Origin of the sequence: Streptosporangium jomthongense (genome assembly GCF_042650425.1) — a bacterium.
In the GTDB taxonomy this organism is placed as follows: Bacteria; Actinomycetota; Actinomycetes; order Streptosporangiales; family Streptosporangiaceae; genus Streptosporangium.
In genome coordinates this window covers 36,282-56,692 of sequence record NZ_JBHSBC010000002.1, presented here as the reverse complement: position 1 = coordinate 56,692, position 20,411 = coordinate 36,282, and the positions used below count along the sequence as shown (strand labels likewise).

Below are 20,411 nucleotides of genomic sequence, written 5' to 3'. Positions count from 1 at the left end.
CTGTCGCGGGGAGGTTCTCGTGCGAGTCCGTCCTCGGAGGTGCCGTTGACCGTCCCTCGCCCAGCCGCCGTCCTGTTCGACCGTGACGGCACACTGATCGTCGACGTCCCCTACAACGCCGATCCACACCGGGTACGGCCGATGCCCGGGGCCCGGCGGGCGCTCGCCCGGCTGCGCGGGGCGGGCGTGCCCGTCGGGGTGGTCACCAACCAGTCGGGGGTGGCCAGGGGACTCATCGGCGCGCGGGAACTGCACGCGGTGAACGCCCGCGTCGAGGAGATCCTCGGCCCGTTCGACGTGTGGGCGGTCTGCCCCCACGGCGAGCACGACGGATGCGGCTGCCGCAAGCCCGCTCCCGGGCTCGTCCTTCGGGCGGCGGCCGTCCTCGGGGTGAACGTCCGCGACTGCGTGGTCATCGGGGACATCGGGCGCGACGTGGAGGCCGCCCGAGCCGCCGGGGCCCGCGGCATCCTCGTCCCCACCCCCGTCACCCTTCCCGAGGAGGTGGCCGCGGCGCCCGAGGTCGCCGCCGACCTCCCCGGCGCCGTCGAACGGGCGCTGCGCCCGCCTCCTGACACGTCCACCGACCCCGGGGAACCGACATGAGAATCCTGCTGTGGCACGTGCACGGTTCCTGGACCACCGCGTTCGTCCAGGGCGACCACGACTACCTGGTGCCGCTCGTGCCCGACCGCGGCCCCGACGGACGTGGCCGGGCACGGACCTACCCCTGGCCGGATCCGGTGCGCGAGGTCTCCTGGGACCGGCTGCGCGAGGAGGAGATCGACCTGGTCGTCCTGCAACGGCCGCACGAGCTCGAACTCGCCGAGGGCTGGCTGGGCCGCCGTCCCGGGCGGGACGTGCCCGCCGTCTACGTCGAGCACAACACCCCCGTGGGCGACGTCCCGCGCACCCGCCATCCCCTCGCCGGGCAGTCCGGCGTCCCCGTCGTCCACGTGACCCACTTCAACGACCTGTTCTGGGACTGCGGCCGGGCGCCGACACACGTGATCGAGCACGGCGTCGTGGACCCCGGCCACCGCTACACCGGCGAGCTGCCGCGCGCGGGGGTCGTCGTCAACGAGCCCGTCAGGCGCGAGCGGGTCGCCGGGACCGACCTGCTCCCCCTGTTCGCCGCGGCCGTACCGCTCGACGTCTTCGGCATGCGGACCACCGGCCTGCCGGAGGCACTGGGGGTGCCCGCCGGGACGTTCGAGGACCTTCCCCAGCGGGCGATGCACGCCGAACTGGCCCGGCGCCGCGTCTACCTGCACCCCTACCGGTGGACCTCGCTCGGCCTGTCCCTCATCGAGGCCATGCTGCTCGGCATGCCCGTCGTGGCGCTGGCCACCACGGAGGCCGTGGAGGCCGTCCCCGCCGCAGCGGGGGTGATCTCGACCCGCGTCGCCACCCTGACCGCCGCCCTGGAGTCCTTCGCCTCCGACGCCGCCCTGGCGAGGCGGACGGGCGAGGCCGCCAGGCGTGCCGCCCTCTCCCGGTACGGCCTGGGCCGTTTCCTGTCCGACTGGGACCTCCTGCTCACGCGGACGGCCTGAGGGGCCCCGCGGGCGTGCGTGGGGCTCAGGCGCTCCCGGCCTCCCGTGGCCGGTCCTGGCGCCGTTCGGGTCGTTCCAGTGAGTCACGGGCCGCCTCCACCCACGGCGGCAGTGCCCGGCGGCTCGCCAGCGCGGCGGGCAGCCTTCCCACGGCGTCCCGGATTCCCCGCCGCCCCGCGGGCCCGCCACGCGCGGCCGACGACACGGCGCGCGCGACCACCGGCCACGGCCGCCGCATGACGGCGGTGAGGACGGCGTTGCGGGCGGCCAGCGCCCGCCTGCCCCCGGGGTCCCGCGCCGGGGAGGGATGGTGGTGGGCGACCACGGTCTCGACATAGGCCAGTCCCCATCCGGCCGCCGCCAGGTCCAGGGCCAGGCGTTCCTCCTCCCCGAAGAAGAACACCACCTTGTCGAAGCCTCCGGCGGCCAGGTAGGCCTCCCGCCGTACCACCGCCCCGCACGCCAGGAAACCCAGCACGCTCGGCCCCGGCAGGTCCGGCTCCGTGCCCAGCGGACCGGCGGCCATCTCCGCGCAGACCGGGTCGGGCCGGCCCTCGGGGCCGACCAGGACGCGCCCGGCCAGCACCGCCAGCCGGGGATGGGCGTCCAGCACGTCGGCGGCCCGTTCCAGGGCGCCCTCGGCCCACCAGGAGTCGTCGTCGGCGAAGGCGACGTAGGGCGTCCCGGCGAGCCGTACCCCCAGATTCCTGGCGGGCGCGCCCAGGTTTCGTCCCAGCTCGACGACCCGCACGTGCACGAGGCGCCGTCGTGCCATCTCCGCGCTGCCGTCGGCCGAGCCGTTGTCCAGCAGGATCACCGGCCCCTCGTGGCGAGGCAGGGAGCGCTCAAGCTCGGCGCGGCGGTCGCGGCTGGCGACCACGACCGTCACTCTCGGCCCGTCCGCCCCGTTCCTCTCCGGCGTCGTGTCGCCCATCTCCGGCGGGCCCCCTTCCCGGGTACGGCGGGGCCGTACCCGCCGGTCAGTCCCGCTGCTCCCCACCGCCGAACCCGAGCGTTTCGGCGATCTCCTCGACGTTGGCGAAGGTCCGGTCGGGCAGCGCCCGCAGGGCGGAGAGCACCGGATCCGGCGCGGACTGCGCCTCGGCGCGGGCCAGCAGGGTCGCGCGGTCGGCGGGAAACGCGTGGGTGCCGCTGATCCAGCGGGCCAGGACGCTACGGCTGTCCACCTCCTGCGGGGTCATCTCCTCCGGGGAGCACGGTTCGTGCCCGGGTGGCCGGGGCCCCGGGGCCAGATCCCTCTCGCCGGGGGCGTCGAGGGGCTCCGGCTCCTTCCACTCCTCGACGCTGCTGTCCTCTCCTCCTTGGACGATGCCCTGAGCCTCGTGTTTCTGCTCGTCGTCCAGCCGCGGACCGTGCTTGGTGCTTCCCCGTTCCATCTCTGGTCCCCCTTCCGAGTTCGTACTCCTGCCCCTGCCCCGTATGCCGGCGGCTACCCACCACCGGACCGCCGAGCGGCGTGGCCGGGACAGGCGCCGCCCCCGGAGACGGATCTCCAGGGGCGGCCGTACGGTGCCTATCCCTGGATGAGCGGGAGGTGGCGCACCCCCGTCAGAGAGGGGGTGGGGATGAACAGCACGGGGTCGTCCGGGTCGGTCCGCAGGGTTTCGAAGCGGTCGAGCAGGATGTCCAGCGCGACCCGTCCCTCCAGCCTGGCCAGTGGCGCGCCCAGGCAGAAGTGGATGCCCCGGCCGAACCCGAGGTGCGGGTTGGGGTCACGGCCCGGGTTGAAGACGCCGGGATCGGGGAACTGGCGCGGGTCCCGGTTGGCCACCGCGAGCCAGACCATGACCATCTTGTCGGCCGGGATCGTCACGCCGCCCAGTTCGGCCTCCCGGGTGGTGGCGCGGCCGAGAAGGGCGAAGGGGGTCATGTACCGGATCGCCTCCTCGATGACGGCCGGGATCGAGGACCGGTCGGCGCGCACCTTGGCCTGCTGCTCGGGGAAGGCGTCCAGGCACAGCACCGTGTTGCCGAGCAGCATCGTCGTGGTGATGTGTCCCGCGAGCAGCAGGATGATCGCGAAGTTGACCACCTGGTCGTCGGGCAGGCGTTCGCCGTCCACCTCGGCCTGGACCAGCCTGGTGAGCAGGTCGGCGCGCGGCTGCCGCCTGCGTTCGGCCGCGTGGGCGGCGAGGTAGGCGGTCATCTCCCGCCACGGTTTCAACGTGGCCGCGACGTCCGCCTTGCGCTCCTCCTCCGAGCGGTTGAGCGAGATCTCGGCGTCACGCTGGAACAGCGCGTCGGCCCACTGCTTGAACAGGGCGCGGTCGCCGCTGGGCACGCCGAGCAGCTCGGCGATGACGATGACCGGCAGCGGATAGGCCAGGTCGCGCACGAGCTCGAAGCGGTCCTGCTCACGTGCCGCGTCGAGCAGTTCGTTGGTGAGGGCGGCGATCCTCGGTTCGAGGTCCGCCACGACCTTCCTGGTGAAGGCGTTGCTGACCAGCTTGCGCAGTTTGCCGTGCTCCGGCGGGTCGATCTGGGTGATGAAGCCGTCCAGCGAGAACTCCTCGCCGAACGACATCTCCTGGGGAATCACCCGCATGGTGTCGGAGGAGTACGTCGCGGGGTCGCTGAAGACCTCGTGCGTCTCCTGGTATCCGTAGACGTTCCACAGCCCGGTCCGGCTGTCGAACTCGACCGCCGGGCCCGATCGGGGCCCGTGCAGCCAGAAGTGCTGTTTGGGGATGTCGTACCGTTCGACGATGCCTGACATCGCCTCTCCTTGGTTGAGGATCCCTCTGCCTGATGCGGTACGTCAGGACGTCTTCTCGCGGTACTCCTTCCAGCGCTCGAGCATCCCGTCCGCGTCCTGCAGGACGAAGGCGTAGAAGTCCCGGGTCTCCTTCAGCCGGGCGCGCTGGTCCGGCCGGTCGTCGCCGACGATCGACAGTCCGAGGTCGAGCGTGTCGAGGCTCTGCCTGACGGCGGCCAGCTGGGCCCGCACGATCTCGGCCCACTCGCCGCTGGCCGTCCGGTAGCGGTGTTCACGGGTGGCGGTCGGAACGCGCTCCGCCATCCCGCTCAGCTCCAGCTGCCTGGCGACCGTGCTGACCGCGGTCTTGCTCACGCCCAGTTCGGCCGCCAGCTCGGTGAGGGACCTGTCGGGCGGGTCGCAGATCATGAGCCACGCGTGCAGGCGGCCCATCGTGCGCGTCCTGCCCATACGCTCCATGATCAGCCCCATGCGATCGACGAACTCGGTCTCCGAAGGGTCCACAAGCGCCAACTCCGCAATGAACGTCAAGTACGTACTTTACGAAGCGTACGCCTCTTTCCGGCGGGAGTGAAGGACCGCGCGTCCACCCCTCCGCCGGAACCCGCCGGGCTCCATGAGTGACGTAGATCACACTTCATCCGCCGGGCGCGCGACGAGCCGGGACATGATCCGCGAAACCCCAGGTCCCACCCGCGAACGGAGACATCCGTCACACACGGGACGAGCCGGACCGGCCGGACCCGTGGCGTCAATCGCCCGTTCACGGTTGACGCGCTTTCTTGACATGTCGCATGCTCTTGAAGTCGAACATATTCACTCGCACCGGGAGCCGTTTTTCAGCCAGGCGTGCGGGACAGTGCTTTCCTTATAGCGGAACGGTTCTCGGGAAGGGTTCCCTCCGCGTTTCCGGAAAGATGACAAACGGACGCGCGACCCTCATTTCCCGCCCGTCCGGAAACACTGCACAACCTCTTGAAATTCTATTGAGCGTACGAGAGGTGAAAGGCCGTGGACTGGTCCCGTAATCTTGTGGTCGTCGTGAGCCCCGATTCCTTCATTCGCGGGCTCGGGCGCCGAATCGTGGACGACGTGCTGAACGCCGGCTGCGAGGAGGTGGCGGCACGGGTCGTCCAGCCGGGAAGTCTCCTGCTCGACGTCATCTACGACGACCTGGCCCTCAGGAGGATCCACTTCGGGACCTACCGGTACCGCGCGATCGACGCGCTGTACCGGCTCGGGCCCTCACTGGCGCTCCTGCTGACCGGCGGGCCCGACATCCACCGGCGCTTCACCGAGATGAAGGGCTCCGGACCGCTCGAACGGGCCTCCCCCTCCTCCCTGCGGCTGCGCTACGGGGCGGTCAACACGATCCTCGGCCTGCTGCACGCCTCGGACAGCCCGCAGGAGGCCGAACTGGACTGGCGGACGTTCTTCGTCAGGGAGTGGGGCAACCTCGGCCGCGGCGAGCTGCCGGAGAGCCACGCCCAGCTCGCGACGCCGGGGGCCCGCACCCTCGCCTCCCTGCTCGACAGAGCGCCGGGAACCGGGGAGAACCGCGGCTTCCTGCAGGTGAGAGACCAGTTCAGGAGGGTCCTGATCGCCCACCTGTGGGAGCTCCTACCGGACTCCGAGGCCGCCTCCGTGGCCCACGACCTCGCCGGGACGCCAAAGACCCCGCTCGACGACGAACTCGTCGCCCGTGTCGCGAAGAGCCTGGACGGCTCCGCCGACCTGCTCCTGCGCCGGGCCCTGGGCTCCACGTTCACCCCCGAGGGGCCGCCGCTGGACACCGACCGGCTGTGGACCGCGCTCCAGGGTTACGGAATCAGGGTCGACCCCTGGTCCAGGGCCGTCCTGGCGACCTCGCAGTACTTCCCGCCGGTGGCCTATCCCGACCCGGTCGCGGGCGGTGACGCACGTGGGTGAGAGCGCCTCCGCACGGATGTGGACGAGCGCCCAGGAACCGCCGGAGGACTCCCCCGAATGGGTCTCCCGGGAACGGCGGCGAATCCGTGACGCCCTGCTCTCCACCCATCCCTTTCCCTACCCCTGCCACTTCGGCGCCATCGGCGAAGCCGCGGGAAACAATTACTACACGTTCATGAACCTGCGCCGGGACTTCTCTGGCGAGGTGGCCGCCGTGGCCCGCGACCTCGCGCATTTCATCGGGATCCAGCGCGGTTCCCCCGAAGAACGTCTTTCGTTCCTCCTCATGGTCGGCCCGCCGTCCGGCGAACGCGACTTCGCAGGGTACCGCGCCCTTTTCTGGAAGGTCCTTTCCGGCCTGCATTCGTCTGACAGAGGACCACGCCCCCCTGACGTTCCCGACGACCCCGACGACCCGAAATGGGATTTCAACTTCGGCGGCGAACGGCTCTTCGGTTTCGGCATGTGCCCGGCCTACGGCCCCCGGCGCAGCCGGGCCCTGGGGCAGTGCCTCCTCATCGCGATGCAGTCCCGGAGCGTCTTCGGGAACATCGGCGGTTCGACGGCGGCGGGACGCGCGGCCAAACGGCGCATCCGCCGGAGCCTGTCCCGGTACGAGGACGTTCCGCTGCTCTCGGACGCCGGAGACGGCCTGGGATCGACGGCCGAGAAGTGGAAGCAGTACTTCCCCGAGATCGACGGACGGCCGCTGACCGGCGGGTGCCCCATCCGATGGGAGCGGCGTTGAGGGCCGGGGGCGGGGCGCGGCTCGTCGTCGACGAGGCCCTGCCGCCGCACTGGCCCGACCTGACCTTCCTGACCTCGCCCGCGTGGCTGGAGATGATGGGGGACAGACCGCCGGGCCGGGGCCACTACTTCCGGCTCGTGCGCGACGGCGTCACCCTCGCCGCGACCACGGGATACCTGATCGAGGACCCGGACTGCTACGAGTCGTTCAACCTCCACGAGCTGATGTGGCGTGATCCGCCCGTCTTCCCCGACCAGCGGCGCCCGCCCGGCGAGGCCCCGGAACGCTCGCTCTGCTTCCCGTTCCTCGCGATCGTGCAGCCCGGCTACGACGCCGGCGTGGTCGGCCCCGGCGGCCCCTCACCCGAGCGGGTCGGCGATCTGCTGGCCGCCGTCACGACGTGGGCGCGGGAGGCCGGTGCGGTCTGCGCGGCGGTGCTGTACGCGGCGGGTCCCGCGCTGTGCTCGGCGCTTTCTGCCTCCCCCGCGTGGTCGCGGATCCCCGGCACGGTGCGGTCGGTCCTCGACGTGCCGCGGGGCGGGTTCGACGAGTACGTCGCCCGGCTCCCCAAGACCAGCCGCCAGAAGGTGCGGTGGGACCTTCGCGACCTCGCCCGCGCCGGAGTGCGCACCGCCCCGGCGCCCGCGGACGTCCCCGGCGCGGCGGAGATCCGCCTGCGGATGAACCTCGTCGGGAAGTACGGCGGGTACAGCACGCCGGAGACCGAGTGGTCCAGGCTGGAGCGGCTCACCTCGCTCTTCCCGCCACAGCGCCTCCGGCTGTTCCACAGCCGCTCCGCCGGCGACGAACTGCTGGCGTTCAGCCTGTTCATCCGGTACGGCGAGCAGTGGCACGTGTTCTGGTGCGGTTTCGACTACGAGAACCCGGCCTGCCGCAGGACCTACTTCGACGTGATGTTCTACACCCCGGTCCGTGCCGCGCGGGAGGAGGGGGTACGGACGATCGACTACGGGCTGGGCTACGAGCGGAGCAAGAAGTGGCGGGGATGCCACGGGGCGAGGCGGGACATCTGGGTCACCGACCTCTGCGGAGGACTCACCCCGTGGATCGAACGTGCCGCACGCCGGGACGACCCGCCCTGAGAACCACCCGGCAGCACCCCCCGACAGCACAGCGAGTGCACGGCGAACTGGAGACGCAGACTTGGATGTCATTGCCGCGCGAGAAACCGAGCGAACTCCCGTGCTGGCCGAGGAGGTCTTCGCGGCCGGATACGACTTCATCACCGGCGTGCCCGACTCCCACCTCGCGGGTTTCCTGAGCGGGCTGGCGGAACACCCCCGCGCCATCGACCGTTACCTGCCCGGGACGCGGGAGGACAACTGCGTCGCGCTCGCGGCGGGCGCGTACCTGGCGGGCGCGACACCCCTGGTGTTCATGAAGAGCGCCGGGCTCGGGACGTGCGTCGACGCACTGACCAGCCTGGCGCTCGTCTACCGCGTCCCCCTGGTGCTGATGGTCTCCTGGGCCGGGCACGACGGCCGGGACGTCCCCCACCACAACGTCATCGGCGGGCCCGCCCCCGCCGTACTGGACGCGCTGGGCATCCCCGTACTGCGCTGCCGGCTGGCCGACCCGGCGCAGGTGGCGGAGCGGTTGCGCGCGGCCCTGCGCACCGCGCGCTCCTCCCGGATCCCCGTCGCCGTCCTGTGCGCGCCGGAAGGGGCGTGAGCGGCGGATGCTGACCAGAGGCGAGGCGCTCACCCGCGTCACACGGGCGGCCGACGCGGCGGACGCTGCGGTCTTCACCGGCAACGGGCTCATCCCCCGCGCGCTGTACGCGCTCTCCGACCGGGCGGAGAACTTCTACATGATGGGCAGCATGGGGCTCGCCCTCCCCATGGCCGTCGGGTTCTCGAAGCTGTCCGGGGCGGTGGCCTTCGCCGTCGAGGGCGACGGGAACACCCTCATGGGGCTGTCGGCGGCGCCGCTGGCCGCGGCCGCCACCGGCCCCCTGGTCCACGTGGTGCTGGACAACGGGATGTACGAGAGCACCGGCGGGCAGGGGTCACCGGCGCCCCGGTTCTCCTTCGTCAAGATGGCCGAGGCCTGCGGGTACTCGACGGCCGTCTCCGTGGCCGAGGGCGACGCGCTCTCCCTGGCGCTGTCCGCGGCGGTCGGCGGAGGGCACGTCGGCCTGGTCCACGTCCTCGTCGCGACGGACGGCGGCCCGCCTCCGCCCCGGGTCCCCTTCCACCCGGCCGAGATCACCGAGAGGTTCATCGCGCGGTTCCGTGAAGACGTTTCCCGGCAGGAGACAGCCCAATGAACGAGTTACGCATCGGCATAGGCGTGCACAGCCCCATCACCGCGTTGCTCGCGGAGGAGGCCGGGGCCGACGTCCTGTGGCTCGGCAGCCTTGAGATGTCCGCCAGCCGCGGTGTCCCGGACCGGGAGGTCCTGGAGGTCACCGAGGTGGCCGCCATCGTCCGCTCGGTGCGGGCCGTGACGTCTCTGCCGATCTACGTCGACGCCGACACCGGCAGGGGCAGCGACGAGGTCGCCGTGCTCGCGACCAAGCTCTACGAGGAGGCGGGCGCCACCGCCATCTGCGTCGAGGACAACGTCTTCCCCAAGCGGAACTCCCTCGACGACCGGTTCAGCGGCCGGGAGCTGCTGGGCGCCGAGGCGTTCGCCGAGCGGATCTCCGCCATGGTGGCCGCCCGCCGTTCCATCCAGGTCATCGCCAGGACCGAGGCCCTGGTCGCCGGGCACGGGGCCGACGTGGCGGTGCGGCGGCTGCGGCGCTACGCCGCGGCGGGCGCGGACGCCCTGTTCGCGCAGGCCAACCGGGCCAGCGCCGACCAGTTGCTCCCCGTCGTCGAACGGATCGCCCCGCTGCGGCCCATGGTGCTCGCCCCCACCGTGCTGCCCGGCGTGGACGCCGAGGCCTTCGCCGCGCACGGCCCGGTGACCGTGATCTTCGCCAACGTCGTCATCCGCAACCTGGTGGCGCAGACCTCCCGGGTGCTGCGCGACCTGATGGCCTCGCGGCGTCTGGAGAACGTCCTTCCCGACCTCGCCGGGGTCGAGCGGCTGTTCGAGCTTGCCGAACACGGCCACGCGACCGACCCGCCGCCCGCGACCGGCGTCCCCGTTCCCGAGCCCCGGCCCCGGGTCGAGGAGCGCGCGACCCGCCCCTCCGACGTCGAGACGGCCAGGGTCAGGATGACCGAGGCGGCCTTCGACTACTGCGCGGGCGGCGCCGGGGACGAGTCGGGGATGCGGCGCAACGTCGAGCGCCTGGACGCCCTGACGCTCACACCGCGTGTGCTGCGGGACGTCTCCGCCCGCAGCACCCTGACCGAGCTGCTGGGCACCCCGCTCTCCGCGCCGCTCCTGGTCACCCCGATGGGGCTGCAGGCCCTGTGCCACCCCCGGGCCGAGGTGGCCACGGCCGCCGCCGCGCACTCCCTGGGGCTCGGCTTCACCCTGTCCATGTTCAGCTCCCGCCCGGTCGAGGAGGTGGCCGAGGCCGCCCCGGACCGGCTGTGGCAGCAGGTGTACCTGCTGCGGGAACGCGAGGTGAGCTGGTCCCTGGTCGGCCGGGCCGAACAGGCGGGCGCCAGGGCGGTGGTGTGCACCGTGGACGTCCCGCTGGTCGGCCGCAGGAGCCGCGACGCCCGCAACGGGTTCCGGCGGTTCGACACGGCGCCGCCTGCGATCGTCCAGGACCCGTGCTTCGTCGACCTGCTCGCCCACCGGCGGCGCCGGGACCCCTCCCTGACCCCCGCCGGTCTGGTCGCCGAACTGTTCCCCGATCCGGCCGTCTCCTGGGCGGACCTCGCGGAGCTGCGCTCCCGCACCCGGCTCCCGCTCGTCGTCAAGGGCGTCCTGCACCCCCAGGACGCCCGGCGGGCCGTGGACGCAGGCGCGGACGCGATCCAGGTGTCCACGCACGGCGGCCGTCAGTCCGACCGGCACGTGGCCGCGGCGGACGCGCTGCCCGCCGTCGTGGCGGCGGTCGGCGACCGGGTGCCCGTGCTGTTCGACTCCGGGGTGCGCACCGGGGCACACGTGGCGACCGTGCTGGCGCTCGGCGCGCGGGCCGTCCTGGTGGGCCGTCCCGTGCTGTGGGGGCTGGCGGCGCGCGGCCAGGAGGGGGTTGAGGGCGTCCTGCGTTCCCTCACCGAGGAACTCGACCACACGATGGCCCTCCTCGGCGCCCCCGCCGTCGACGGCCTCGACCGGGAGCTGATCGGGGTGCGGGAGTGGGCGTGAACCAGGGACAGACGAGCGGCACCCCGGCCGGCACCACGGTCGGTATTACGGCCAGCACCACGGCCCACCAGCACTGGGACCAGGTGTGGCGGACCGGCGACGGGCGCGCCGACTGGTCGACCGTCGACCCCTGGGTCGCCGGCACCGTAGGCCTGCTGCGTGAACGGCGGGCGCGGACGGTGCTCGACCTGGCCTGCGGGGTGGGCAGGCACGCGGTGTTCCTGGCCCGGTCCGGCTTCCGCTGCTGGGCCGTCGACGCCAGCCCGACCGCCGTCGAGCACACACGCGCGGCGGCCGAGCAGGCCGGGGTCGACGTGGACCTGCGGATCGGCCAGATGAACCGGCTCCCCTACCCCGACGGCCACTTCGACTACGTGCTGGCCTACAACGCGATCTACCACGGAGACCCGGAGGCGGTGCGGGCGACCGTCCAGGAGATCCACCGGGTGCTGCGGCCCGGCGGGCTCTACCAGGTGACGATGCTGTCGCGGCGCAACCGGGGCTACGGCCAGGGCGTCGAGGTCGCGGAGGGGACCTTCGTACGGCCCGACGCCGACGACGACAAGGTGCACCCGCACTTCTACTGCGACGCCGCCGGGCTGGTCACGCTGAACCGGCCCGCGGAACCCCTGTCGATCCACGACGCGGAGCACTCGGCGCCGGGGTCCTTCCACTGGCACTGCCTGTTCGAGACGCCCGCGGGGCCGGAGCGCGGATGACCCGGGAGCCCAGGACCACCCTGCTGTCGCGGATGGCGGACCGGCCGCAGCTGCGGCCCTTCCGGATCCGGGACTTCAGGTACCTGTGGGCCGGGTTCGCGGTCTCGCTGCTCGGGGACGGCATGATGTTCGTGGCGCTGCCCTGGCTGGTGCTCTCCATGAGCAACACCGCGACGGCGCTGGCGTCCATCGGGGTGGTGATGGCCCTGGCGGCACTGCCCGCCGCGCTGGTCGCCGGGGCGCTCGTGAACCGTTTCGGCGCTCGGCGGGTGATGCTGGCCGGTGACCTCTGCCGGGCGGTCACGCTGGCGGCCCTCGGCCTGCTGGGCATGGCCGGCCTCCTCAACGGCTGGTTGCTTCTGTGCGGGCTGGCCCTGTTCTCCGCCGCCGAGGCCGTCTTCGTCCCGGCCTTCGCGACGATGGTGCAGTCGCTGGTCCCTCCCGAGCACCTGGTGGGCGCCAACTCGGCCGACCAGGCCATCCGGCCCCTGATGTGGCGGCTGGTCGGCCCGGTGGCCGGCGGCGCCCTGGTGGCGAACTACAGCGCGGACTGGGTGCTCCTGCTGGACGCGGGCACCTTCGTCGTCTCGTTCCTGTTCCTGCTGCGGGTCGGCGCCGAGCGGGATCCCGGCCCCGGGGACGGCGCGAACCTGCTGGCCGACGGCCTCGGCGGCTGGCGTTACGCGTGGAGGCACCGCTGGCTGCTCTACGCCTTCTCCGCGGGCGCGGTCGCGGTCGTCTGCGTCATGGGGCCGTGGAACGTGCTCGTCCCCTACGTCCTGCGCAACGAGGTCGGCGGCGGCGCCGAGATGTACGGCCTCGTCCTGGCCGTCGGCGGGGTCGGCCAGGTCGCGGGCGCCCTCCTCGTCGGAGGCAGGCCACTCGACAGGCGGACGCTGCCGTTGCTCTACCTCGCGTGGGGGGTGATGGCGGGCGGCCTGGCGGGGTTCGCCGTCCACTCGTCGCCCTGGCCCGCGCTGGCCGGCAGTTTCGTGATCAACGCGGCGCTCGCCGTCTCGACGGTCCTGTGGGGGGCGCTGTTGCAGAGCGCCGTGCCACGCGACCAGGTGGCGCGCGTGTTCGGCATCGACTGGGCCCTGTCCCAGGTACTGGTGCCCATCTCGTACTCCGTCGCGGGGGCGCTCGCGGACACGACGTCCACGCGTACGGCCCTGCTGGTGGCCGCGGTGGGCGGCCTGGTCTGTGTCCCGGCGATGCTGATCGTCAAGTCGGCCCGGCGGATGCCGGAGGTGAGGGGTGTATGAGCGACACACTCGTTGAGGCGCTGGCACGGCGTTTCTCCTGGCCGGACGGCTGCGGCGTGGTGCTGGCCGGCTCCACGGCCGAGGGCGTGGCCATGCGCGGTTCCAACGTCAACGTGCTGGTGGTGGACGCGCCGTACGGCTGGGCGCCACCCGGTGACGGCACGCCGCGCGTGGTGCGGCCGATGAGCCTGTGCCTGAACCACATCTACTCCTGCGACCCGGTGATCAGCCTTGAGGTGCTGCGTCCGCTGGACGGCCTGGCCGAGCTCGCGGCCGGGATGTCCCGCGTCGGGGACCCGGGTACCCCGGATCTGGAGCTGCCCGTCCTCGACGTGCTGGAGATCAGGCTCCTGTCGCGGCTTCGGGGCGGCCTGGTCCTGCACGGGGACGAGACGGTCGAACGCTGGCGGAAACGGATGGAGCTGGGGTGGCTGCCCGCGTTCCACTGCGCCACCACCTACCTGACCGCGCTCCACTTCCATCGCAAGGCCGCGACCGCCCAGGCCGACGGGCTGCCGCTCGACGCCTCGGTCCAGTTGCGCCTGGCGGTCGAGCACCTGCTCGTCAGCGCGCTGGCCGCCGACGACCGTGTGCTGCACGAGGTCAAGAACCTCGGCAGGCATCTCACCGCGGACCTGTCGGCCGCCGTGGACAGGCCCCGGCTGCTCGTGGAGGCCGGCGCCCTGCTGCGCCGGGACATGACGGCCGTACCCGAGCTCTTCGCACGGATCGAGGAGCTGGCGGCGGGCCTGCTGGACTGGCTGCCCGGCACGGAGCACGGCGCGACCGCGGCCCGCTACCTGCGCGGCCAGGGGCTCGGGGGGCGTCCGTGACCACGCCTGCCTCCCACGTCCCCGCGCTTCCGCCCGTGGTCCGCCAGGTCGTGGACGGCCTCGCCGGCTCGCCCGTCGTCCGCTCCGTCCGGATCGCGGGCTCACGGGCCCGCGGCAGGCCGACCAGCCCGGACAGTGACTGGGACATCCTCGTCTACGTCGAGGAGGTGCCCTCCGAGGCGGAGCTGCGCCGCCTGCTGCCCGCTCTCCCCTCGGGGAGCGAGCCGGTCGAGCTCGTCACCGCCAACCTCGGCCACCCGTTCCAGGAGTCGGAGTTCTCGGTGCCGGTCTCCCCCAGGATCGACGTCTGCCTGCGCCCGCTGGCGAACCTGGAGGCCGAGCGGGAACGGGCGGACAGGGGGGCCTTCCTCGTCCACTCCTACCCCAAGATCCACAGCGGTGTGCCGTCCTACATCCTGCTGAGCGAGGCCGCGCTCTCGGTCTCCGTGCACGGTGAGGTCGGGCGGCCCCCCTGCCCCGTCGCGCTGCGGGACAGCGCCGCCGCCTGGTGGCGCGGGCGCGCGGCGTGCTGCCTGCTGCTGGCGACCGACCACGTCAGGGCGGGAGAGACGATCGGCGCCCTGGGGCACGTGCTCGCCGCCGCCACCTCCCTCGCGCACGCGCGGCTCATCGGCCGGGGGTACTGGTACCCCATCACGAAACGCCTGCTCGACGAACCGGGCGCGCTGCCCGACGGCGCCCGCCGCGGCCTTGAGGACCTGTCCGCCGGTCTGATGACCACGGCCTCGGTCGACCGGATCGCCGGGGACATGGCCCTCGACCCGGAGGACGGGCTCGAATGGCTGGCCCAGGGCCGGCACATGGGAGTCGAGTGATGCCCGCGAAAAGCACATCGACGACCCGCGACCACAGAAGCTGGAGATCTCGTGCCCGACGCCGGACTGTACGACTGTGACACGCACTTCACCGACCACCTTCCCGAGATCTGGGAGGACATCGGGTTCACCGCCGCCGAACGCCCCGAGGTGGTCGTCGAGGCGGGGGTGACACGGCTCCGGCTCGGAGACCGTGTCTTCCCCAAGCCGAGCGGCCCCGGGCACGGCAACCCCAAGGGCCTGGGCCACCTCATCGGGCCGGGCCAGGACGAGGACAGGGCCGTCTTCACCGGCAAACACGGCATCGCCGCGGCCGTCCTCCAGCCCGGGTTCGTCGGCCTGTCGGTACAGGCCGTCGAGGACGAGCAGACGCGCCTGCGCCTGCTCGACGGGTACAACCGGCTGGCCTCGCGGGCCTGCGCCCGGTCCCGCCTGACCCTGAAGTGGGCCTTCCTCGCCTCCGCCGAGGACCCGAAGTGGAGCGAGGAGACGCTGCGGGGGTACGCCGACGACCCGCACCTGGTCGCCGTCGTGGTACGGCCGACCGCCCGCACCGCCACGGCGCGGCTGAACTCCCCGGACCTCGCCCCGCTGCTCGGCACGGCGGCGCGGCTGCGGCTCCCGCTGGCCGTGCACGGCGGAACCGGCTGCCACCAGTGGTCGCCGCTGGCGGACGCCTACGACGACTACGCGATGACCCACGCCTTCGGGCACATGGGCGAGCAGATGATCGCGCTGGCCGACCTGGTCACCCGCCCCGACGGGCTGCCCGACGGCATGCGGGTGGTCATGCTGGAGTCCGGCATCGCCTGGATTCCCAGCGTGCTCGGACGGCTCGCGAGCCACACCAGGCGGCTGGCGGGGGACGTGCCGGACCCGGTCGAGACCTTCCGCGAGCACTTCGCCGTGGTGCCCGACCCCGGGGAGGAGCACGTGCTGTGGGCCGCTCGTCAGCTCGGCGCGGAGAGCATCCTGTTCGGCTCGGACTACCCCCACTGGGACACCGTGGAGTCCGGTGGCTGGCTGGCGAAGTTCTCGGACCTCTGCCCCCCTGACCTGCTGGCCGCCAACACCTCGCGGTTCGTCCCGCGCCTGGTCGGGCGGGCGGCGGGTGACCCGCGATGACGCCCCCGCCCCTCGTCCCCGCCGGGGACCGCCCCGTCCGTGTCCTGGTGGCCGGTTGCGGCGACCTCGCCGTACGGGTGCTGCACGGGCTGGCGAACGCGCCGTCCCCCCGCCGTCTCGCGATCCTCGGACGTGATGGGGAGGCGGTCGTCCGTACGGCCAACATGGTGGCGCTCTCGGCCGCCCAGCTGGGCAGGCACTGGCCGGTCGAGCCCCTGGTGGCGGACCTGGACGACACCGCGCGCACGGCGGAGGCCCTCGCCGGGTTCGCCCCGGACATCGTGTTCGCCGCGGCCAGCCTGCAGTCCTGGCACGTGCTCTCCGAACTGCCCCGGGACCGTTTCGCACGTGTCGGCGCCGCCCGTTTCGGGCCGTGGCTCCCGATGCACCTGTCCCCGGTGCTCGGCCTCATGAGAGCCGTACGGCTCGCCGGCAGTCCGGCGGTCGTGGTCAACGCGGCCTACCCCGACGCCGTGCACCCGGCGCTCGCCGGGGTGGGACTGAGCCCCCACCTGGGCATCGGCAACGTGGCCAACTCGGTCCCCGCGCTGCGGGCCATCGCGGCCCGGCACCTCGGCTGCCCGCCGGAGGAGGTACGGCCGCGTTTCGTGGCGCACCACTTCGTCGGGCACCGGCTCTCCCGGACCGGGGACGGCGGCGGCGCCGCCTACCACCTGACGTTCTGGCGGGACGGCGCCGACGTCACGGCGGCGTTGCCTCCCGAGGACGTCATGTTCGCCCTGATGCGTACGCAGTACCGCCGTACCGGCGGCCGGGAGGGGCAGGTCATGACCGCGGCGTCGGCCCTGAGCGTGCTGGAGCCCCTGGCCACCGGCACCGGCGCCGAGGTGCACGCCCCCGGCTGGGCGGGCCTGCCCGGCGGCTACCCGGTCAGGATCACCCCGGACGGCACGGAGCTCGACCTGCCGCCCCGGCTGTCGGAGAAGGAGGCCGTGGAGATCAACCTCGACGGCCAGCGTCACGACGGAATCGCCCGGATAGGGGCCGACGGCCTGGTGGAGTTCACCGAGGAGTCGACGGAGATCATGCGGGCGGAGCTCGGATACCACTGCAAGCAGCTCGCGCTCGACGACGCCGGGCAGGCCGCGGCGGAACTCGCCGCCCGATACGCGGAGTACAGCCGACGATGAGCGATGAGCCGGTACAGACCCTCGTCCTCGACCACATCGGTTACCGGTACTACCGGGACACCGACGGCCGTGCCTTCCTGCCCGCCTCCCGCAACCGCGTCCGGCTCGTCACCGACATCCGCAAGCTGGACCAGGCCCGCGGTGACGAACTCGCGGGCGTCGTCGGCGTCCCGCGCGGTGACGAGACCCTCCTTGAGGCCGCCGCGCACTTCCTGGACGGCGTCTCGGAGCGCCCGACCCAGCGGATCGTCGCCATCAGCGAGGGCCTGCTGCTGACCGCCGCCAGGATGCGGGACCGGCTGGGCGTGCCCGGCCCGACGGAGCACCAGGTCCTGGGGTACCGGGACAAGGTGGTCATGAAGGAGCGGCTTCGGGAGCGCGGCGTGCGCGTCCCCGACTTCGCTCCCTTCACCGAGGCGAACGCCCTGGAGCTGCTGCGCAGGCACGGCGCCGTGGTGGCCAAACCGCGGCGCGGGGAGAGCTCCGCCGGGATCGTCTTCCTCGACGACGCCGAGGACGTCCGCCGGTTCGCCGCCACGACCTCCAAGGACGAGCTGGCCCGCTACGAGGTGGAGGAACGTGTCGACGGGCGGCTGTTCCACATCGACAGCGTCGTCCGTGACGGGGTGCCGCTCGCCGCGGTGGCCGGGCGGAGCGTGGAGGAGACGACGTCCTACCGCCGCCTGGAGGCGTTCCGCGACGTGGCCGTGGGGCCGGGCGCGACCCTCGACCAGCTGCTCGCCTTCAACCGCCGGGTCCTCGCCTGCTACCCCGACTTCAGCGGCGTCACCCACCATGAGGTCTTCCTCACTCAGGGCTCCGGGGGCTCCGGGGACGAGGTCTGTTTCTGTGAGATCGGCGGCCGCGCGGGCGGCGGCGGCATCATCCCGGGTTTCCTGTCCCGGACCGGTGTCAACCTCGACGAGGTCGTCATCCGCTCCCAGCTGGGGCTGGAGGTTCCCCGGCCCCCTGAACCGGCCCCGCACCTGACCGGTTACGCGCTGGTCTACGCCCCCGCAGGACGGCTCGACACGGACCTGACGCCCCCGGCCGAGGACTGGATCATCGACACCCAGCTGCGCTTCCAGGTCGGCGACGTCATGCCGCGGCCCGCGGCCTGGAACCAGGCGGCCGTGACGGTGACCGTACGCGGTGAGACGGAGGCGCAGGTCCAGGCCCGGCTCGACGAGGTGATCGAGCTGACGCTGCGGCGGCTGCGCGGCCGGGAGCGGGGGTGAGACGGCGTTGGACACCGAGTCGGACACCGGGTTGGACACCGGGTTGGACATCGAAAGGCTCGCTCTCGTCGTGGCCCGGCGCGCGGCGGCGGAGATCGAGGACACCGCGCGGGAGACCTACCGGGTCACGCGCAAGAGCACCGAGCAGGACCTGCTGACCGAGGCGGACCTGAGGTCGGAGTCGGTCATCATGGACCTGCTGCGCACGGCCAGGCCGGACGACGCGGTCCTGGCCGAGGAGTCCGGCTACCAGGCCGGGCGTTCCGGGGTCACCTGGATCGTCGATCCGCTCGACGGCACCGCCAACTTCGTGCGGGCCTCGCCCCACTACGCGGTGAGCGTCGCGGCGGTCTCCGGCGAGCGCTGGCTGGCCTCCGTCATCGTCCGGCCCTCCGACGGGCAGTGGATGGCGACGCTCGACGGTTCGCTCGACGGCAGCTTCACCCGGTCGCCGGGCCCTGCGGAGCGGCACGTCCGGGTCGCCGTGGCGCTGCCGTACGGGGCCGAGGAGCTCAAGGAGGCCCACGGCATCCTCCGGCTCGTCGGCAGGCGCTACCAGGTGGTGCGGACCGGTTCGGCGGCCTGTGACCTGCTGAGGGTGGCGGCCAGGACCCTCGACGCCCACATCGCGGTCGCCCTCCCGTGGTGGGACACGGCGGCGGGACACGGCCTGGTCCGCGCGGGCGGCGGCACCGTGACACGCGGCCGCTCCCTGCGGCGCACCCGGATCGACATCGCCGGGGAACCGGCCGTGGTGCGCGCGCTGCTCGGCCTCCTGACCGAGCACCGCCACGTGGTGGGGTGACGGGAATGGCCCACACCCGCGCCGGGCGGCCCGTGCTGCTGCTCGTGACGAGCCGCAGGCGGCGTTTCACCCGTCACCTGCTGGAGCGGCCGGACATCGGCACGGTGCTGCTGTGCACAGGGGCCACGGCGGGTACGGTGCCGGACGGCGTGCCCTGTTTCGTGATCGACGAGGACCGGCCGCTGGCCGGGGAGGTGACCCGTTACAAGAAGTGGGCCGCCGGGCTCGGGGCCGTCCCCACCCACTTCTGCAACCCCGACGAGACGCTCCAGCCGCTGACGCACCGCTTCGCCGCGTTCGCCGGGCTGCCGCACATGACCCGGGACCAGGTCCGCCTGGTCACGGACAAGGTGGCGATGAAGGAGTTGTTCGCCGCCGCCGGGCTGCCCGCGGCGCGCTGGCGCGCCGTCACCTCGGCGCAGGAGGTACGGGCGTTCGCCGACCGGCACGGATGGCCCGTCGTGGTGAAACCGGCCGTCTCCGGCTCCAGCGTGGACGTCTGGAGGTTCCACGCCCACGAGATGACCTCGGCCGCCCGGATCATGGCGGTACGGCCCCGGCGGCGGTGGATCGTCGAGGAACACGTGGCGGGCACCGAGCACCAGCTGTGCGCCCTCGTGCACCGCGGCGAGGTCCAGGACGCCTTCGTCGCCGTCAACCCGGCCCCCATGCTGGAGACGCTTGAGGGCGCGATGAACGCCGACATCACCCTGGCGCCGTCGGAGCCCAAGCCCCTCGAGCCGAGGAAGGTGGCGCAGCGGATCTCCGACGCGCTGGGTTATCGCGACGGTTATCTCCACGCGGAGTTCTTTCTCCGGCCGGACGGTTCCCACGTCATGGGTGAGATCGCGGCGCGGCTGAGCGGGGCCTGGTTGCCGGAGAACCACGGCCTTTCCCACGGGTTCGACATGCTGGCCGCCGTCGCGGACGTCTATGTGGGACGGCGTCCGAAACTGGCGTACACCCTCGACAGGTCGGTCGGGGATCTTCTCCTTCCCGCCCGCCGTGGCCGCGTGCTGGACATCTCCCCCATAGAAGACCTTCTTTCCCTTCCCGGGGTCATCTCCGGCGAGGTCACGGCCTCGGTCGGCGACCGTCTCGAACCGGCGCGCGCCTCGAACGCCTGCACCGGATATCTGCACATAGCGGGAAGGGATTCGAAAGAGGTCAGGGAGCGCATGGAAAACGCGCTGTCCGAATATCGTCTGGTGACAACAGAATGATTCC

Annotated in this window: 21 protein-coding genes; 17 read left to right on the top strand and 4 right to left on the bottom strand. The window is 72.6% G+C overall.

Features of this window, described 5'->3' with window-relative positions:
- The first annotated feature begins 45 nt into the window (after positions 1-45).
- Together ACFOYY_RS03515 and ACFOYY_RS03510 are read left to right on the top strand one after the other, a co-directional pair.
- Positions 46-606: a D-glycero-alpha-D-manno-heptose-1,7-bisphosphate 7-phosphatase gene (locus tag ACFOYY_RS03515; RefSeq protein WP_386187785.1), complete on the top strand. Its 561-nt coding sequence runs from the start codon at positions 46-48 to the stop codon at positions 604-606.
- Complete coding sequence (locus tag ACFOYY_RS03510) at positions 603-1,556, top strand: glycosyltransferase (protein WP_386187782.1); 954 nt, start codon at positions 603-605, stop codon at positions 1,554-1,556. Before ACFOYY_RS03515 ends, ACFOYY_RS03510 begins: the two co-directional genes overlap by 4 nt.
- Before the next feature lie 25 nt (positions 1,557-1,581).
- On the opposite strand, the gene ACFOYY_RS03505 is transcribed toward ACFOYY_RS03510, so the two are convergent.
- The 4 genes from ACFOYY_RS03505 to ACFOYY_RS03490 form a co-directional block, all read right to left on the bottom strand.
- The gene (locus ACFOYY_RS03505; RefSeq protein ID WP_386187779.1) at positions 1,582-2,490 is read right to left on the bottom strand and encodes a glycosyltransferase family 2 protein; all 909 of its coding nucleotides are present in this window, start codon (positions 2,488-2,490) and stop codon (positions 1,582-1,584) included.
- Positions 2,491-2,536: 46 nt separating this feature from the next.
- Positions 2,537-2,953, bottom strand: coding sequence for a DUF2795 domain-containing protein (locus tag ACFOYY_RS03500; RefSeq protein WP_386187777.1), 417 nt, complete (start codon positions 2,951-2,953; stop codon positions 2,537-2,539).
- A 137-nt stretch (positions 2,954-3,090) separates the two neighbouring features.
- Positions 3,091-4,293 (bottom strand): cytochrome P450, encoded by a 1,203-nt coding sequence (locus tag ACFOYY_RS03495; RefSeq protein ID WP_362776191.1) that lies wholly within the window; start codon positions 4,291-4,293, stop codon positions 3,091-3,093.
- A gap of 42 nt (positions 4,294-4,335) precedes the next feature.
- On the bottom strand, positions 4,336-4,824 hold the full coding sequence (locus ACFOYY_RS03490; RefSeq protein ID WP_352011872.1) for a GbsR/MarR family transcriptional regulator: 489 nt from the start codon (positions 4,822-4,824) through the stop codon (positions 4,336-4,338).
- Between the two features lie 510 nt (positions 4,825-5,334).
- On the opposite strand from ACFOYY_RS03490, the gene ACFOYY_RS03485 reads away from it, so the two are divergent.
- The 15 genes from ACFOYY_RS03485 to ACFOYY_RS03415 all read left to right on the top strand — a co-directional run bounded on the left by ACFOYY_RS03485 (position 5,335) and on the right by ACFOYY_RS03415 (position 20,407).
- Positions 5,335-6,222 carry a nucleoside-diphosphate kinase gene (locus ACFOYY_RS03485; RefSeq protein WP_352011871.1) on the top strand — a complete coding sequence of 296 codons (888 nt, stop codon included), beginning with the start codon at positions 5,335-5,337 and terminating at the stop codon, positions 6,220-6,222.
- The gene (locus ACFOYY_RS03480; protein WP_362776194.1) at positions 6,215-6,970 is read left to right on the top strand and encodes a YqcI/YcgG family protein; all 756 of its coding nucleotides are present in this window, start codon (positions 6,215-6,217) and stop codon (positions 6,968-6,970) included. The genes ACFOYY_RS03485 and ACFOYY_RS03480 overlap by 8 nt, the downstream gene beginning before the upstream one ends.
- Entirely contained in the window at positions 6,955-8,073 is a 1,119-nt protein-coding gene (locus ACFOYY_RS03475) for a GNAT family N-acetyltransferase (protein ID WP_386187772.1), read from the top strand. The genes ACFOYY_RS03480 and ACFOYY_RS03475 overlap by 16 nt, the downstream gene beginning before the upstream one ends.
- A gap of 61 nt (positions 8,074-8,134) precedes the next feature.
- On the top strand, positions 8,135-8,662 hold the full coding sequence (locus ACFOYY_RS03470; RefSeq protein ID WP_386187770.1) for a thiamine pyrophosphate-binding protein: 528 nt from the start codon (positions 8,135-8,137) through the stop codon (positions 8,660-8,662).
- 7 nt (positions 8,663-8,669) lie between these two features.
- Positions 8,670-9,260, top strand: a complete 591-nt coding sequence (locus ACFOYY_RS03465) for a thiamine pyrophosphate-dependent enzyme (RefSeq protein WP_352011867.1) — start codon at positions 8,670-8,672, stop codon at positions 9,258-9,260.
- A complete protein-coding gene (locus ACFOYY_RS03460) occupies positions 9,257-11,212 on the top strand; it encodes an alpha-hydroxy-acid oxidizing protein (RefSeq protein ID WP_386187767.1) in 1,956 nt (651 codons plus the stop codon). The genes ACFOYY_RS03465 and ACFOYY_RS03460 overlap by 4 nt, the downstream gene beginning before the upstream one ends.
- The gene (locus ACFOYY_RS03455; protein ID WP_386187765.1) at positions 11,209-11,931 is read left to right on the top strand and encodes a class I SAM-dependent methyltransferase; all 723 of its coding nucleotides are present in this window, start codon (positions 11,209-11,211) and stop codon (positions 11,929-11,931) included. The genes ACFOYY_RS03460 and ACFOYY_RS03455 overlap by 4 nt, the downstream gene beginning before the upstream one ends.
- A complete protein-coding gene (locus tag ACFOYY_RS03450) occupies positions 11,928-13,196 on the top strand; it encodes an MFS transporter (protein WP_352011864.1) in 1,269 nt (422 codons plus the stop codon). Before ACFOYY_RS03455 ends, ACFOYY_RS03450 begins: the two co-directional genes overlap by 4 nt.
- Positions 13,193-14,029 (top strand): hypothetical protein, encoded by an 837-nt coding sequence (locus ACFOYY_RS03445; protein WP_386187762.1) that lies wholly within the window; start codon positions 13,193-13,195, stop codon positions 14,027-14,029. Before ACFOYY_RS03450 ends, ACFOYY_RS03445 begins: the two co-directional genes overlap by 4 nt.
- Complete coding sequence (locus tag ACFOYY_RS03440) at positions 14,026-14,865, top strand: nucleotidyltransferase family protein (RefSeq protein WP_386187760.1); 840 nt, start codon at positions 14,026-14,028, stop codon at positions 14,863-14,865. The genes ACFOYY_RS03445 and ACFOYY_RS03440 overlap by 4 nt, the downstream gene beginning before the upstream one ends.
- A gap of 51 nt (positions 14,866-14,916) precedes the next feature.
- Positions 14,917-15,990 carry an amidohydrolase family protein gene (locus tag ACFOYY_RS03435; protein WP_386187758.1) on the top strand — a complete coding sequence of 358 codons (1,074 nt, stop codon included), beginning with the start codon at positions 14,917-14,919 and terminating at the stop codon, positions 15,988-15,990.
- Positions 15,987-17,141: a hypothetical protein gene (locus tag ACFOYY_RS03430; RefSeq protein WP_386187756.1), complete on the top strand. Its 1,155-nt coding sequence runs from the start codon at positions 15,987-15,989 to the stop codon at positions 17,139-17,141. Before ACFOYY_RS03435 ends, ACFOYY_RS03430 begins: the two co-directional genes overlap by 4 nt.
- Complete coding sequence (locus ACFOYY_RS03425) at positions 17,138-18,379, top strand: ATP-grasp domain-containing protein (protein WP_386187753.1); 1,242 nt, start codon at positions 17,138-17,140, stop codon at positions 18,377-18,379. Before ACFOYY_RS03430 ends, ACFOYY_RS03425 begins: the two co-directional genes overlap by 4 nt.
- 7 nt (positions 18,380-18,386) lie before the next feature.
- On the top strand, positions 18,387-19,184 hold the full coding sequence (locus ACFOYY_RS03420; protein ID WP_386187751.1) for an inositol monophosphatase family protein: 798 nt from the start codon (positions 18,387-18,389) through the stop codon (positions 19,182-19,184).
- 5 nt (positions 19,185-19,189) lie between these two features.
- Entirely contained in the window at positions 19,190-20,407 is a 1,218-nt protein-coding gene (locus ACFOYY_RS03415; RefSeq protein ID WP_386187749.1) for an ATP-grasp domain-containing protein, read from the top strand.
- The last annotated feature ends 4 nt before the right edge of the window (positions 20,408-20,411 follow it).

Excerpts from the sequence above, each read along its gene's own strand:
- ACFOYY_RS03510 (WP_386187782.1), top strand. The coding sequence starts at position 603 with ATGAGAATCCTGCTGTGGCACGTGCACGGTTCCTGGACCACCGCGTTC.
- ACFOYY_RS03505 (WP_386187779.1), bottom strand. The coding sequence starts at position 2,490 with ATGGGCGACACGACGCCGGAGAGGAACGGGGCGGACGGGCCGAGAGTG.
- ACFOYY_RS03500 (WP_386187777.1), bottom strand. The coding sequence starts at position 2,953 with ATGGAACGGGGAAGCACCAAGCACGGTCCGCGGCTGGACGACGAGCAG.
- ACFOYY_RS03495 (WP_362776191.1), bottom strand. The coding sequence starts at position 4,293 with ATGTCAGGCATCGTCGAACGGTACGACATCCCCAAACAGCACTTCTGG.
- ACFOYY_RS03475 (WP_386187772.1), top strand. The coding sequence starts at position 6,955 with ATGGGAGCGGCGTTGAGGGCCGGGGGCGGGGCGCGGCTCGTCGTCGAC.
- ACFOYY_RS03465 (WP_352011867.1), top strand. The coding sequence starts at position 8,670 with ATGCTGACCAGAGGCGAGGCGCTCACCCGCGTCACACGGGCGGCCGAC.
- ACFOYY_RS03460 (WP_386187767.1), top strand. The coding sequence starts at position 9,257 with ATGAACGAGTTACGCATCGGCATAGGCGTGCACAGCCCCATCACCGCG.
- ACFOYY_RS03450 (WP_352011864.1), top strand. The coding sequence starts at position 11,928 with ATGACCCGGGAGCCCAGGACCACCCTGCTGTCGCGGATGGCGGACCGG.
- ACFOYY_RS03445 (WP_386187762.1), top strand. The coding sequence starts at position 13,193 with ATGAGCGACACACTCGTTGAGGCGCTGGCACGGCGTTTCTCCTGGCCG.
- ACFOYY_RS03430 (WP_386187756.1), top strand. The coding sequence starts at position 15,987 with ATGACGCCCCCGCCCCTCGTCCCCGCCGGGGACCGCCCCGTCCGTGTC.
- ACFOYY_RS03425 (WP_386187753.1), top strand. The coding sequence starts at position 17,138 with ATGAGCGATGAGCCGGTACAGACCCTCGTCCTCGACCACATCGGTTAC.
- ACFOYY_RS03415 (WP_386187749.1), top strand. The coding sequence starts at position 19,190 with ATGGCCCACACCCGCGCCGGGCGGCCCGTGCTGCTGCTCGTGACGAGC.